The 13,993-nt window shown below is 63.4% G+C and carries 12 protein-coding genes; 4 read left to right on the forward strand and 8 right to left on the reverse strand.

What is annotated here, in order from left to right:
- Window positions 1–43: 43 nt before the first annotated feature.
- The gene (locus Q7U49_RS01440; RefSeq protein WP_304761969.1) at window positions 44–286 is read left to right on the forward strand and encodes a hypothetical protein; all 243 of its coding nucleotides are present in this window, start codon (window positions 44–46) and stop codon (window positions 284–286) included.
- Window positions 287–393: 107 nt separating this feature from the next.
- A complete protein-coding gene (locus Q7U49_RS01445; protein WP_304761970.1) occupies window positions 394–639 on the forward strand; it encodes a hypothetical protein in 246 nt (81 codons plus the stop codon).
- A gap of 69 nt (window positions 640–708) precedes the next feature.
- On the opposite strand, the gene gpmI is transcribed toward Q7U49_RS01445, so the two are convergent.
- From gpmI to hemC, 5 genes are read right to left on the reverse strand one after another with little or no spacing between them, the layout of a single operon-like run.
- Complete coding sequence (gpmI, locus tag Q7U49_RS01450) at window positions 709–2,349, reverse strand: 2,3-bisphosphoglycerate-independent phosphoglycerate mutase (protein WP_304761971.1); 1,641 nt, start codon at window positions 2,347–2,349, stop codon at window positions 709–711.
- Window positions 2,350–2,387: 38 nt separating this feature from the next.
- Complete coding sequence (locus Q7U49_RS01455) at window positions 2,388–3,674, reverse strand: heme biosynthesis protein HemY (RefSeq protein ID WP_304761972.1); 1,287 nt, start codon at window positions 3,672–3,674, stop codon at window positions 2,388–2,390.
- Between the two features lie 2 nt (window positions 3,675–3,676).
- Window positions 3,677–4,756 (reverse strand): uroporphyrinogen-III C-methyltransferase, encoded by a 1,080-nt coding sequence (locus Q7U49_RS01460; RefSeq protein WP_304761973.1) that lies wholly within the window; start codon window positions 4,754–4,756, stop codon window positions 3,677–3,679.
- Window positions 4,753–5,565 carry a uroporphyrinogen-III synthase gene (locus Q7U49_RS01465; protein ID WP_304761974.1) on the reverse strand — a complete coding sequence of 271 codons (813 nt, stop codon included), beginning with the start codon at window positions 5,563–5,565 and terminating at the stop codon, window positions 4,753–4,755. The genes Q7U49_RS01460 and Q7U49_RS01465 overlap by 4 nt, the downstream gene beginning before the upstream one ends.
- Window positions 5,565–6,515, reverse strand: coding sequence for a hydroxymethylbilane synthase (gene hemC / locus Q7U49_RS01470; protein ID WP_304761975.1), 951 nt, complete (start codon window positions 6,513–6,515; stop codon window positions 5,565–5,567). The genes Q7U49_RS01465 and hemC overlap by 1 nt, the downstream gene beginning before the upstream one ends.
- Before the next feature lie 102 nt (window positions 6,516–6,617).
- Here hemC and ppc point away from each other — a divergent pair, with 102 nt between their 5' ends.
- Window positions 6,618–9,464: a phosphoenolpyruvate carboxylase gene (gene ppc, locus Q7U49_RS01475; RefSeq protein ID WP_304761976.1), complete on the forward strand. Its 2,847-nt coding sequence runs from the start codon at window positions 6,618–6,620 to the stop codon at window positions 9,462–9,464.
- Here ppc and Q7U49_RS01480 read toward each other — a convergent pair.
- From Q7U49_RS01480 to Q7U49_RS01490, 3 genes are read right to left on the reverse strand one after another with little or no spacing between them, the layout of a single operon-like run.
- Entirely contained in the window at window positions 9,461–10,651 is a 1,191-nt protein-coding gene (locus tag Q7U49_RS01480) for a YbfB/YjiJ family MFS transporter (protein ID WP_304761977.1), read from the reverse strand. The genes ppc and Q7U49_RS01480 overlap by 4 nt on opposite strands.
- A gap of 4 nt (window positions 10,652–10,655) precedes the next feature.
- On the reverse strand, window positions 10,656–11,399 hold the full coding sequence (locus Q7U49_RS01485; protein WP_304761978.1) for a LytTR family DNA-binding domain-containing protein: 744 nt from the start codon (window positions 11,397–11,399) through the stop codon (window positions 10,656–10,658).
- The gene (locus Q7U49_RS01490; RefSeq protein ID WP_304761979.1) at window positions 11,396–12,439 is read right to left on the reverse strand and encodes a sensor histidine kinase; all 1,044 of its coding nucleotides are present in this window, start codon (window positions 12,437–12,439) and stop codon (window positions 11,396–11,398) included. Before Q7U49_RS01490 ends, Q7U49_RS01485 begins: the two co-directional genes overlap by 4 nt.
- Before the next feature lie 89 nt (window positions 12,440–12,528).
- On the opposite strand from Q7U49_RS01490, the gene argH reads away from it, so the two are divergent.
- Entirely contained in the window at window positions 12,529–13,980 is a 1,452-nt protein-coding gene (argH, locus tag Q7U49_RS01495) for an argininosuccinate lyase (RefSeq protein ID WP_304761980.1), read from the forward strand.
- Window positions 13,981–13,993 lie beyond the last annotated feature (13 nt).

A 13,993-nucleotide genomic window follows, 5' to 3' on the forward strand; every position in this document is an offset into this window, starting at 1 on the left:
TTTTTGTCCGGGAGATCTTCAAGCGAACTTTTCCAAGCCAGGCTTGCGTTTTCACACGACGCATGAAGCAGGACAAACCATCGCTGATCCCGGAATTCTTCAGAAACGCAAGGCTGCGTATGGCAGCACACAGACGAAGTGGCGACAAGCACTTAGCATTGGCTTGACGATTCACTTACACCTTGGCCGCGAAGAAATTCATCCACTTTTCAAGGACAACCAGGATGAAAAAATCAAATTCAAGAGAAAACTCGGAACGCGTGGCCAACAACTTCTCGCCCTTTGAAGGTTGCGGCAGTACTGCCGCCCTGATGACGTCGCTCTGTTCCAGGTCAAAACACAAGGGTGGGATTGTCGAACGCAAAAAGGAACGTTCTATTCAGAGATGCTCCGATGATTGAACACAATACCGATTTCAAATTAGTCAACGAATCTTTTCCGCACATTGGCAAAAAAATCCGACTCTTTTGGGGGCATCCGGAATTCGTTGTCCTGATGGATGACCTGCAACAAAACAAAAGAGGAGAGCCAAGACAGGGGTTTCCTATGGACATTGCCCGCGCCCTCAACAATCTTGACTCCGAACACAGCCTTGCCTTTCCAGAGTTGATCCGAAAAAGTGATATCTGGGGCCTGTGACGTGGCAGGGATCTGATTGAGTTGATCCGCCGTCTTCAAGCACCGACCGGAAAAGGGTCTGTCATCGGCTCACTTCACCACCAGCAAACTCTCGTCCCATTTGGCGTGTTTCTCCAACCCCACCAGATTGGCCACCGTAGCCGCGATATTGGACAGACCTGCAGTGGCTGTTTGCTTTAACGCCAGCTTGCCGCCGCTGACCTTGTCAAACAAAATCAGTGGCACCGGGTTCAGGGTGTGGGCGGTTTTGGCCTTGTAAGTGCCGTCGGCGTTCAAGGAGGGTTGTTTGGTTTTTTTATCGAGCTCGTACATCTCGTCGGCGTTGCCGTGATCGGCAGTGATCAGCGCCACACCGCCCGCCGCTTCAATGGCCGGCAGCAGGCGCGCCAGAGCCAGGTCAACGGCTTCCACGGCCATCGTCGCGGCGCGGAAGTTGCCGGTGTGGCCGACCATGTCGCCGTTGGCAAAGTTGCAGCGCAGCAGCTTGTGCTGGCCGCTCTGCACGGCGGCGATCATCGCGTCGGTGATCTCGGCCGACTTCATCCACGGCCGCTGCTCGAAGGGCACCACGTCGCTGGGCACTTCCTGCCATGTTTCACCCTCGAACTTATTGGAGCGGTTGCCGTTCCAGAAATAAGTGACGTGGCCGAATTTCTGGGTTTCGGAACAGGCGAACTGGCTCAGGCCGGCCTTGCTGAACCATTCGCCCGAGGTGTCCCGGATGGCTGGCGGCGTCACCAGAAAACGCTTGGGCAGTTGCAGATCGCCGTCGTACTGCAGCATGCCGGCATAGGTCACTTGCGGCGTGCGCACCCGGTCAAAACGGCTGAAGTCCGGCTCGACAAAAGCGCGCGTGATCTCGATGGCGCGGTCACCGCGAAAGTTGTAGAGCACCACCGAATCACCGTCCTCCACCGTGCCGATGGGCTGGCCATTGTCGGCAATGACAAACTCCGGCAAGTCCTGGTCAATGGTGCCGGGGTGGCTGGCACGCAGGCCGTTCACCGCCTCGGTGGCGTTGGCAAACTGCGGCCCCTGGCCCAGCACATGGGTTTTCCAGCCTTTTTCGACCATCGGCCAATTCGCGTCATAGCGGTCCATGGTGATGTTCTGGCGGCCCCCGCCCGAGGCAATGCGGGCATCAAAGCTGTCGGTGCTGAGCCCGGCCAGAAAGGCCTCGAACGGCACCACGTAATCCAATGCGCTGGTCTCGGGCACATCGCGCCCGTCCAGCAGGGCGTGGATACGCACGGTTTTCACACCTTCGAGCTTGGCCTGAACCACCATGGCTTTCAGGTGGTCGATGTGGCTGTGCACATTGCCGTCAGAAAAAAGACCGATGAAATGGATCACACCCCGGCCCGCCTTGGCGCCAGCCACAATTTGCTGCCAGGCCTGGCCCTGCCAGATCGAGCCGTCGGCTATGGCATTGGCCACCAACGCCGCGCCCTGGCTGTACACCTGCCCGGCGCCAATGGCGTTGTGGCCCACTTCGGAGTTGCCCATGTCATCGTCGGACGGCATGCCGACGGCCGTGCCGTGCGCGCGCAGGCTGATGTGGGGAAATTCGGCGAACAAGCGGTCCAGCGTGGGCTTGTGGGCGGCAGCAATGGCACTGCCTGCGTCAAGCTTGGGCAGGCCGTAGCCGTCCATGACAATGACAACAACCGGGCCGGGCACGCCGGCGAAGCCAGGAAATTTTTGAAGCATGGTGGGTTCTGTAGTGAGAGTTGGGCGAATGCCTCAATTCAGTCGTCCTGTCGCAGCGCCAGTTGCGCGGCCTGCTGCCAGGCCTGGGCCGCCTGCTCGTCATCACCCTGGCGCTGGGCCAGATCGGCCAGCATCATCCAGGCACGGGCCGCCAGGCGCTGGTCGGGCAGGCGCGGCAAGGCCTGTTTGATCAATTGACGTGCCTTGCCCCATAGCTCAAGGTGCAGGCAGGCGACACCGGCCAGATACTGCAGAACCGCGTCACCCGGCTGAGCCATTTGGGCTTGCTCAATGCGTACCAGCCAGACCGAGTCGACGGTGTCAGCGAACGCTGCTTCAAGTGCCTGCACCAGGCTGATTCTCTGGCTCGGCGTGAGCCCGTCTGGCGCCATCAGCATGCGCTCCCAGACCGGCAACAGCCAGGCCAGGGCGGAGACTTGTTCGCCACCCAGAAACAGCAAGCGTTCTGCCGCCAGGCAGGCCACCTCGGGCATGGTTTGCTCAATGGACTCCAGCTTGTGCCAGACACGCTGCAACTGCTCGGTATCGCGGGCATCCTGAATGTTTTCAAGGGCCAGGGCGCGCACCAGGCCACGACCCGAGGCCTCGGTAAAGGCGCGGTGCTTGACCAGCAGGCGGGCCGTATCCAGCGCCAGACCGGGCTGCCGCGTCAAGCGGGCCAACTTGAGCCGCAAACGCAGGGCCACGGTGCGCCGTGCCACGCCTGAGGGCAACTGGTCAAACCAGTCCTGCGCAGCCGCGGCGTCGCGGTCTTCCAATGCCCAGCGCACGGCGCGCAACAACAAACCCTCGCGCACACCCAGCGCGCCCGGGCTGGCCGACTGGGTCAGGGCTTGTTGAAGATGGGTGTCACGAGCCGTCTTGTCCTGCAAGGCCTGCGAGCTTTCAGCCGCCAGCAGGGACGACATGACGCGCAAACGCACGGCACCAGAACCACCCTCACCAATGCCCGACAAGGCCGCTTCGCGCGCCAGCACTTCCAGCGCTGCTTTTCTGGCCCGCAGGAACCGCCCCGCGACAAAATGCGACAGGGCTTCGATCAAGTTGGCATGCATGGCCTGTTCCTGGTGGCGCACGCGCCACGAGCGCGCCTGCCCCGGCAGGGCAAACAAGGCGGCCAGCGCCCGCAGCGCCAGATGGATCAGCAAGAACAACAGGCCCAACAGCACCACGACCATGTTGAGCGACAAATCGACCCGATGTGGTGGCCAGAAAATGGTGATGGTGCCCTCGTTGTTGCTGACGAACAAGGCCAGCAACACAGCCACACCGAACAAGCCCAAAAACCACAAGGCGACTCGCATGTTCAGCGTCCTGCGGCAGCGGTGGCCAGCACCGCCAGCGTGTCGTCGATGCGCGGCAACTGCAGGGTGCGCATTTGGGTCTGGACCTGCTGCAGCAAAGCACTGGCGGCCTGGCTTTTACGCGCATTGGCCTGAAAATATTTTTTCAGCATGGCATCGGCATCGGCCAGATCAGAGCGCGCCGAATCGATCTGGCGTGCCAACAGCCCCAAACGGGCGTTGAGCAACTTGAGCTTGAAGTTCTCCCGTAGAAAAAACGACTGCTCTGGGGACAACAGCGCCGCCTCCGGCGCCTCAATGCGGCTCACCCTGACCAGGTTGCGCGCCTCGCCGATCACCATCTGCAAACCACTTTGCCACCAGGCGAGTGACGCCTTGGGCGGTGCGACGAGATTTTTCTCAAACTGGCGCGCGGGTGCCACCGCGTTGGCCACCACCAGTTCATCCGCCAGATGCACCAGTTCATCGAGCTTGACGAGCAGGGTGGGGGTGTCGCTCACCGCAGCAGATTTGACGCGGTCAATATCCCGGGCAATGGCACGCTGCAGCAAGGCCAGCCGCGGTTGCGCCGCACGCACAATGCGCTGGTCAGCGCTTTTCAGGGCCGCTAGCAGAGGCTCCACGCTACCCGTCAATTGCGCCTGTTGCTGGGCCAGCCGCAAGGCGGCATCAATGTCGACCACCAGGTTCTCATCACGTGAGCGCGACATGCTTTGCATCAGCTCGTCAAGCTGGCTGCGTTGCAGGGCGACTTCGCTCAAGCGCGAATCCAGCACGGCCGCGCGCGCCGCGGCATCCTGCGCCAGCGTCACCGCCTGCTTGGCCATGGCCCGCGCCTCCAGTGACTGGGCCTGCGCTTCGGCGCTCTGGCGCGCCAGCTGCTCCTGCATGCCCGCCACTTTTTGCCAAAGGGCAGCGCCGGTCAGCAAGGCCAGCAGGGCCACACCTGCAAACACCCACATCAGCGCGCGCATCAAGACTTCGCTTTTAGCCACGGGGCTGACAGCGCTTGATGCGGTGTCGAACGGTGGCACATCCGCGCCGCGGTGGCTGGCTGGGTCAGAGGGAAGCTGGGCATTCATGTCAATGATTCTACCGAGGCCCGCACTTCTTCCCACGTGGGCCGTGTCTGGGTCACCACACCAAAACCCAGGCCCCTGGCCGCTGCCGCAATGCGCGGGTGGGTGGCCACGGCGCGGGCGGCCGACCAGTCCTGCCCGGGCAGCAAGCTCTGCAAGTGACCGAGCGCCTCGGCGCTGCTGAACAACCAGACCGAACCATCGGTGGCCGCCGACTGCGCCAAGGCACATTGCACGTCGGTCCAAAAAGGTGCGCCGCGTTGGTAAGCCACCACGAAATCGACCTGCGCACCGCTTTGGCGCAGATGCTCGGCCAGCCATTCACGCCCCACGCCCTGGTCGTTGTCGAACACCGACGTGCCGTCAGGCGCCACGCTGTCGCCGCGCACGATCAACACTTTGTCGCCCGGCTGGACCTGGGCGTGAACCTGCTGCCACAGCGCCTCGGAATCGAACTGCCCGGCCTGCTCGGGGGGCGTGTCCAGCCGAGGCACCGGAACGCCATGGTCCAGCAATGCATGGGCGGTGCCGGGGCCGGTGGCCCACCAGCGCGTTGTCATGGCTGCGAGTGCTTTGGCGTCCGGGACTGAAGCCGGCTTTGCCAGAAAGAAATAATCGACCGCATGGCGGCTGACGAACATCAACGCCTTGTAGTTTGGCAAGTTCAGCCAGGCCCTGCTCACTGCAGACACATCGGCAAGTCCCCGCACTTCGATCAGCGGCAGCACCACGGCGTCGTCGCCATGGGCTGCAAACCGGTCTGCCCACTGCTGCGCCTGCGGCTGCACCCGGGTCACGATGAGGCGCACCATCAGGCCTTGGGCTTGGCAGGTTCGGTCAAGTGGGCCAATGTGCCGCCTTGGGCCAGCACCTGGCTGCGCAGGTCATCCGCCACGCGCTGCCCCAAAGCCGTGGCGCTGGCCAAATCACTCACCGGTCCGCTCAAACGCACGCGCACCAGCGGCAACTGCCCCTCGCTATCGCCCCAGGCGGCGTCGATCGTCAGGTGGTCTTCGGCCAGCGTGGCATAGGCCGCCAGCGGCATCGAGCAGCTGCCGCCCATGGCCCGGCTCACGGCGCGTTCTGCCGCCACAGCCAGCCAGGTGGTGTGGTGCACCAGCGGTGCCAGCGCCGCCACCACATCGGCGCGATCCGTGCGCACCTCGATGCCCAGAGCACCCTGGCCCGCAGCGGGCAGCATCACCGACGGATCAAACTCAGCACGAATGCGCTCTTTCAGACCCAGGCGCTTGAGGCCTGCCGCGGCCAACACAATCGCGTCATACAAGCCCTCGTCGAGCTTGCGCAGGCGGGTGTCAAGGTTGCCACGCAGGGGTTCGATGCGCAGATCGGGGCGCAGCGCGCGCAGCAAGGCCATGCGGCGCAGGCTCGACGTGCCCACCACCGCACCTTGCGGCAAGGCGTCCAGGTTGGCATATTGGTTGGAGACAAAGGCATCGCGCGGGTCTTCTCGCTCCATCACGCAGGCCAGGCTGAAGCCTTCTGGCAGCTCCATCGGCACGTCCTTGAGCGAGTGCACAGCCAGATCGGCACGCTTTTCCTCCAAGGCAACTTCAAGCTCCTTGACAAACAGGCCTTTGCCGCCCACCTGGCTCAGGGCGCGGTCCAGAATCTGGTCGCCCTGGGTGGTCATGCCCAACAATTTAACCTGGTGCCCCATGCCGCCCAACAGGGCTTGGACATGCTCGGCCTGCCACATCGCGAGGCGGCTTTCTCGGGTTGCAATGGTGAATTGATGCATAGTGATCGGCAAAATACCGTAACCTTTTCGTAATCGTGAACGTTGCAGGAATGCTAGCATGGCTTTTGCTTATGCTCACTCCTATCGACTCTTCCATCAGCCATGTCAAAGTCCACTCCCGCACCCAAAAATAACGCCCTCCCCAGCAGCGAACGCCCGCTGGTAGAAGACATCCGCCTGCTCGGGCGCATTCTGGGCGACGTGATTCGCGAGCAGGAAGGCGACGCGGCCTTTGCCTTGATCGAACAGATCCGCCAGCTCTCGGTCACGTTTCGCCGCCATGCCGACCCGGTGGCCGACAAGGCGCTCAACAAATTGCTCAAGTCGCTCAGCAGCGACCAGACCGTGAGCGTGGTGCGCGCCTTCACCTATTTCAGCCATTTGGCCAACCTGGCCGAAGACCGCCACCACATCCGCCGCCGTGCGGTGCACGAACGCGCCGGCAGCATCCGCCCCGGCAGCATCGACATGACGCTCAAGCGCCTGAGCAGTGGCGGCATCACGCCGCAAGCCATCAGCGAGATGCTGGCGCACAGTTTTGTCTCGCCGGTGCTCACGGCCCACCCCACCGAGGTGCAGCGCAAAAGCATTCTGGACGCCGAACGCGCCATTGCCCAGCTGCTCACCGCGCGCGACGACATCCTGGCACAGGCGGCCGCCAGCCCGGTGGCGCATGACGCCCTGACGCCGCGCGAACTGAGCCAGAACGAAGCCCAGTTGCGCGCCCGGGTGCTGCAGTTGTGGCACACCCGCTTGCTGCGCTTCACCAAGCTGACGGTGGCCGACGAAGTGGAAAACGCGCTGAGTTATTACGAATCCACCTTCCTGCGTGAAATCCCCAAACTCTACGCCAGCCTGGAGCAGGCGCTGGGGCCACACCCGGTGCACAGTTTCCTGCGCATGGGCCAGTGGATCGGTGGCGACCGCGACGGCAATCCCAACGTCAACGCCCAGACCCTGCGTCACGCCTTAAGCCGCCAGTCCGACATGGCGCTGCGCCATCACCTGACCGAGGTGCACTACCTCGGTAGTGAGTTGTCGCTGTCGGCCATGCTGGTGGATTTCCCGCCCGAGATGCAAGTGCTGGCCCAGCACTCACCCGACAGCAATGAGCACCGCAAGGACGAGCCCTACCGGCGTGCCCTGATCGGCGTCTATGCGCGCCTGGCAGCCACGCTCAAAAACCTCAGCGGTGGCGAAGCGGCGCGCCACGCGGTGGCGCCACAAAACCCCTACCTGGGACCTGACGAACTGCTGCGCGACCTGCGCGTGATCGAGTCCTCATTGATCACGCAACAGGCACAAGCCCTGGTCGGGCAACGGCTACAGCCGCTGATCCGGGCGGTGGAAGTATTCGGCTTTCACCTCGCCACGGTCGACCTGCGGCAAAGCTCGGACCAGCATGAAGCCGTGCTGGCCGAACTGCTGGCAGTGGCCCGTATCACGCCGCATTACGCCAAGCTCGATGAGGCCGCCAAACGTGCCCTGTTGCTGGGCCTCTTGAACGACGCGCGCCCCTTGCGCGTCATGGGTCATGGCTACAGCGCCCACGCTCTGAGTGAGATCAGCATTTTCGAGGCTGCCAGGCAGTCACGCGCCCTGTTTGGCAGCGAAGCCATTCGCCACTACATCATCAGCCACACCGAAACCGTCAGCGACCTGCTCGAAGTCATGCTGCTGCAAAAGGAAGTGGGCCTGATGCAGGGCACGCTGGACGACCATGCGAGTTGCGATTTGATCGTGGTGCCGCTGTTCGAAACCATCGAAGACCTGCGCAACGCGGCCACCATCATGCGCGAGTACTACGCCCTGCCCGGCGTGCTGGCCATGGTGCAGCGCGGCGGCCCCGACCAGTATGGCGAGCAGGACATCATGCTGGGCTACTCCGACAGCAACAAGGACGGCGGCATTTTCACCAGCAACTGGGAGCTGTACCAGGCCGAGATTGCCCTGGTGGCGATGTTCGATGGCATCAACCAAGGCGCTGACCGTCCGATCCGCTTGCGCATGTTCCATGGCCGGGGTGGCACTGTGGGGCGCGGCGGCGGCCCCAGCTTCGAAGCCATCCTGGCGCAACCTCCGGGCACAGTGCGCGGCCAGATCCGCCTGACCGAACAAGGCGAGGTGATTGGCTCCAAATACGCCAACCCAGAAATCGGTCGGCGCAACCTGGAAACCCTGGTGGCGGCCACCCTGGAGGCCACCCTGTTGCACCCGACCCAGCCCGCCGCGCCGGCGTTTCTGGAAAGTGCAGCCGAGTTGTCGCTGGCCAGCATGGCCGCCTACCGCAAACTGGTGTACGAGACCCCCGGCTTCACCGAATACTTTTTTGATGCCACGCCGATCCGTGAAATTGCCGAACTCAACATCGGCTCGCGCCCGGCGTCACGCAAGGCCACGCAGAAAATTGAAGACCTGCGCGCCATTCCCTGGGGCTTCAGCTGGGGCCAGTGCCGCCTGACGCTGCCCGGCTGGTTTGGCTTTGGCAGCGCCGTGGAAGCGTTTTTGAACCCGCCCGGCGCCACCGTCAAAATGACCAAACAGCGCCTGGCCTTGTTACAACAGATGCAGCAACAATGGCCGTTTTTCAGCTCATTACTGTCCAACATGGACATGGTGATGGCCAAAAGCGACCTGGCGCTGGCCTCGCGTTACGCCGAGCTGGTGGACGACAAACGCCTGCGCAAGAAAATCTTTGGCGCGATTGAGCAGGAATGGCAGCGCACCGCGCACGCGCTGGAACTGATCACCGGTGACAAGGAGCGCCTGACGCACAACGCGGCGCTGCAACGCTCGATCCGCCATCGCTTTCCCTACATCGACCCGCTGCATCACCTGCAAGTGGAGTTGGTGCGCCGCCACCGCGCCGGGCAAACCGACGAGCGCCTGAAACGCGGCATTCACATTTCCATCAACGGCATTGCGGCGGGGCTGCGCAATACGGGTTAAACACGCTCAAGCCCCTGCGCGTCGCGCTTTTCCACCAGCTTGAGCAGCATCAGCAGCCCCGCGCCCAGTGCCATGATGGTCGCGGCAACGTACAAGCCGGCGTTGTAGCTGCCCAAGCGTGCACCGATCTGGCCGGTCACGGCCGGGCCGATGATTTGCGCCACGCCATAAGACAGCGTCATCTTGCCCATCATCTTGGCGGGCATGCCGGGGTAGTAGCGCCCGGCCATGCTCAGCACCAGGCTCACCATGCCGATGAAGGTGCCACCAAACAGCAGCGCACCCAGCATCGCAGCCCACAGGCCCGGCACCATCACCGGCAGCAAGATGCCGACAATCTGCAGCAAGGCGGCAAGAATCAGCGCGTTGAGGTCGCCGGTGCGTCGGGCAATCAGGTCCCAGTTCATACAAGCCGGTGCCGCCCCGAGGCCAATCGCCAAAAACACCAGATTGCCCCACCCGGCCAGGCCCGGCAACTGGTTCACGATGGCCACAATAAAGGTGACGCTGACCACATAACCAAAACCGGCGCAAAAATAGGCCGCCATGAACACCCGCAAATACAGGCTGCTGGGCGGTTGGTCCTGCAACTTCTGGCCGCTGGTGGTGAGGCCGCTGCTGTCGGGCGGCGGCAGCCAGCGCAACGCCGGCACCAGCAACAGGCAGCCCAGAACGGTAAAGGCAAACCATTGCTCGCGCCAGTCCAGCCAGGGCGTGAACAGCATCACCGCACCGGCACAGCCGGCAATCCCCAGGCCGATGCCGGCAAAGTGGATGCCGAGCTCGCTGCGGTGGTTGTGGCGGATCAGCCAGTTCATGATGAGCCCGGTGCCCAGCAGCATGCCAGCGGCACTGGTCAGTCCCGCCACGTAGCGGGACAGCGCCCAGACCACCACATTGGTGCTCAGGCCCATCACCAGCGTGCTGACAATGGCCAACACCATGCCGATGCGGTAAAGCCGGTCTTTCAGCACCAGACTGCTGATGCGCGAGGCAATCAGGGCGCCGCTCAGGTAGCCCGCGTAGTTGATGGCCGCCAGCCAACCGGCCGCTGCCACGCCCAGGCCGGCTTGTTGTTGCATCAGCGGCAGCAGCGGGGTGTAGGCGAAACGGGCCACGCCCAGCACCAGAATCAGGCTGAAAATACCGGCGCTCAAGACCTTGAAGCGTGTCACGGAAGAAGTCATGGCGTCAGACCGCACTCACCAGCGCCCGCACGGCACTGAGCTGGCGGCGCGAGACAAACAAGGCGTCTTCCACCCCGTCAAGCCGCACCGCCCAGCCCTCGCCCTCTTCGGGGTCGAGGTGTTTTTCCAACGCACGCACGGCGCGCCGGGCCACCAGGGCATTGCGGTGAATGCGGATGAAGCGACTGCCATAACGGGCTTCCAGCTCGAACAGTGAGGTCTCCAGCAGGTAGCTTCGGCTGGCGGTGCGCACCGTGATGTATTTGAGCTCGGCTTTCAGGTAGAGCACCTGCGCCAGCGGCACGCGCTCGGCACGGCCGCGCTCCTGGATCACCAGCACGTCTTCCTGCGCCTCGGTCGCAGCGTCTGCGGCCTGATGCCGCGCCCGTTCAATTTTTTGCAGCGCCGCCTGCAAACGCTCCAGCCGCACTGGCTTGGTCAGGTAGTCCAGCGCTTCCAGCTCGAACGCCTGCACCGCGTGTTCGGCAAAGGCGGTGACAAAAACAACGGCAGGCGGATGCGGCAACTGGCGCAGCGCCCGCGCCAGCATGAGCCCATCGGCACCGGGCATGTGGATGTCGGCCAACACGGCATCCACCGCGTGGTGCTGCAAAAAGTCCATCGCCTGCACTGCATTGGCGGCCTCGCCCAGCACCTGCGCTTGCGGCTCTCGGCAGTCGCCCAGCAGGGTTTTGAGCCGGCTGCGCGCCAGGCCCTCGTCGTCCACCACCAGCACGCGAATCATCATATGGGTACCTCGATACGGATCCGGAACACACCGTCTTTCACACCAATTTGAAAATCGGCCTGCACGTCGTGCAGCAGGCTCAGACGCTCGCGCACATTGCCCAGCGCCGTGCCGCTGCCGCCCGCACCAATGACACCGCTGGTGGTGTTGCTGACCTTGATCACCACGCGCGAACCACGACACTCGGTGCTGACCCGGATGTCAGCGCCGCTGGCGCTAGGCTCAACCCCATGCTTGACGGCGTTTTCCACCAGTGGCTGCAGCAACAGCGGCGGCAAGCGGGCCGCACCAGCACGCTCATCAAGCGCCCATTCGATGCGCAGGCGCTCGCCAAAGCGCACCTGTTCGATGGCCAGATAGGCTTGCGCCATGGCAATTTCCTGACGCAAAGTGACCGACTCGCCCTGCTCCATCAGGGCATGGCGAAACAGGTCGCTGAGGTCTTCGAGCAAGTTTTCGGCCTTGCCCGGCTCGGCCCGCACCAGGGCAATCGCGCTGTTGAGGGTATTGAACAAAAAGTGCGGCCGGATGCGCGCCTGCAATTCTGCCAGCCGCGCGGTGGTGGTGGCCGGCGCCTTGCCCTTGGCCCGCAACACCAGGGCCGCGACCAGCGCCGCCGCCAGCAGGGCACCGGCAAAGGCACTGCCCCACCACGGGGCCGGCTGCTGCAAACCCGACCAGGCCAGCATGGCGCAGCCATAGAGCCCGGCCAGCGCTCCCAGCGCAATGCCGGCCGCCTGTTGCCCGGGGTGGGGCAAACGCGCCAGCACTTTCTTGAAAATACAGGCCAGGATCAGCCACAACAGGGTGGCAGGCAAGGCTGCGCCGGTCACCAACGCCAGCCGCGTCAACCAATCCATCAGGTTCACGGCGCCAAACATGGTGGCCACCGCCATCACGGCCTGCACAAACAGCACGGCGCGCAGCACCACGCCGACATGGCAGGCATCAAACACCAGCGCCACGGACGGCTGCACGGCATTCCTGGCCGAGGCGGAGGCGGGGTTGTGGAAGACCGATAAAATTTGGGATTCTTTCATTCATCTGCCTGATGCGTGGCGCAAGCGGCCACTGGGGCAATTATTGATGATTCTCGGGCATGCTGCCCTCCTCTTACCCTTGAGCCGTGATGAGCCAAAACCAATTCGACAAAAAGTCCCAGGCCTGGTCGGCGCTGTTTTCCGAACCCATGAGCGATCTGGTCAAGCGCTACACCTCCAGCGTGTTTTTTGACAAGCGCCTGTGGCAAGCCGACATCACCGGCTCGCTGGCGCACGCCGACATGCTGTCGGCGCAGGGCATCATCACAGCCCAGGACCTGGCCGACATCACGCGCGGCATGGCACAGATCACCACCGAGATCGAGTCCGGCGCGTTCGAGTGGAAGCTCGACCTGGAAGACGTGCACCTCAACATCGAGGCACGCCTGACCCAGCTGGTGGGCGATGCCGGAAAACGCCTGCACACCGGGCGCTCGCGCAACGACCAGGTGGCCACCGACGTGCGGCTGTGGCTGCGTGGCGAAATTGACCTGATCAGCGCCCTGCTGAACGACTTGCAGCAATCCTTGCTCGAGGTGGCCGACCAGAATGTCGACGTCATCCTGCCCGGCTTCACCCACCTGCAGGTGGCGCAGCCCGTGAGCTTTGGCCACCACCTGCTGGCCTACGTGGAAATGTTCAGCCGCGACGCCGAGCGCATGGCGGACGTGCGCCGGCGCGTCAACCGCCTGCCGCTGGGCGCGGCCGCGCTGGCGGGCACCAGCTACCCGCTGGACCGCGAGCGCGTGGCCCGCGCCCTGGGCATGGTCGATGCGCAAGGTGTGGCCCAGGTGTGCCAGAACTCGCTCGACGCCGTGAGCGACCGCGACTTTGCCATTGAGTTCACCGCTGCGGCCTCGCTGTGCATGGTGCACATCAGCCGCCTCAGTGAAGAGCTGATTTTGTGGATGAGCCAAAACTTCGGCTTCATCAAAATTGCCGACCGCTTCACCACCGGCAGCTCCATCATGCCGCAAAAGAAAAATCCCGACGGACCCGAGTTGGCACGGGGCAAGACCGGTCGCGTGGTCGGCCACCTGATGGGCCTGATCACCCTCATGAAAGGCCAGCCGCTGGCCTACAACAAGGACAACCAGGAAGACAAGGAGCCGCTGTTTGACACCGTGGACACGCTCACCGACACGCTGCGTATTTTTGCCGAGATGATCGGCGGACAAATCAACCCGGCCAGCGGCACAAAGGAAGGGGGCATCACGGTCAACGCCCCTGCCATGGAGCAGGCCGCCCTGCGCGGTTATGCCACCGCCACCGACCTGGCCGATTACCTGGTCAAGAAAGGCCTGCCCTTCCGTGACGCCCACGAAACCGTGGCCCACGCGGTCAAGGCCGCCGTCAGCCACCAGGTGGACCTGTCGGAACTGCCGCTGGCGGTGCTGCAGGGCTTCAACACGAGCATCGACAAAGACGTGTACGACGTCCTGAGCCTGCGCGGCTCGCTCAACGCCCGTGACATCCTGGGCGGCACCGCGCCGAAGCAGGTGCGCCTGCAAATTGCCAAGCACCGGGCCCGACTGGGTTGAACCTGGATAAACC

The organism is Rhodoferax sp. (genome assembly GCF_030653815.1).
Taxonomy (GTDB): Bacteria; Pseudomonadota; Gammaproteobacteria; order Burkholderiales; family Burkholderiaceae_C; genus Rhodoferax.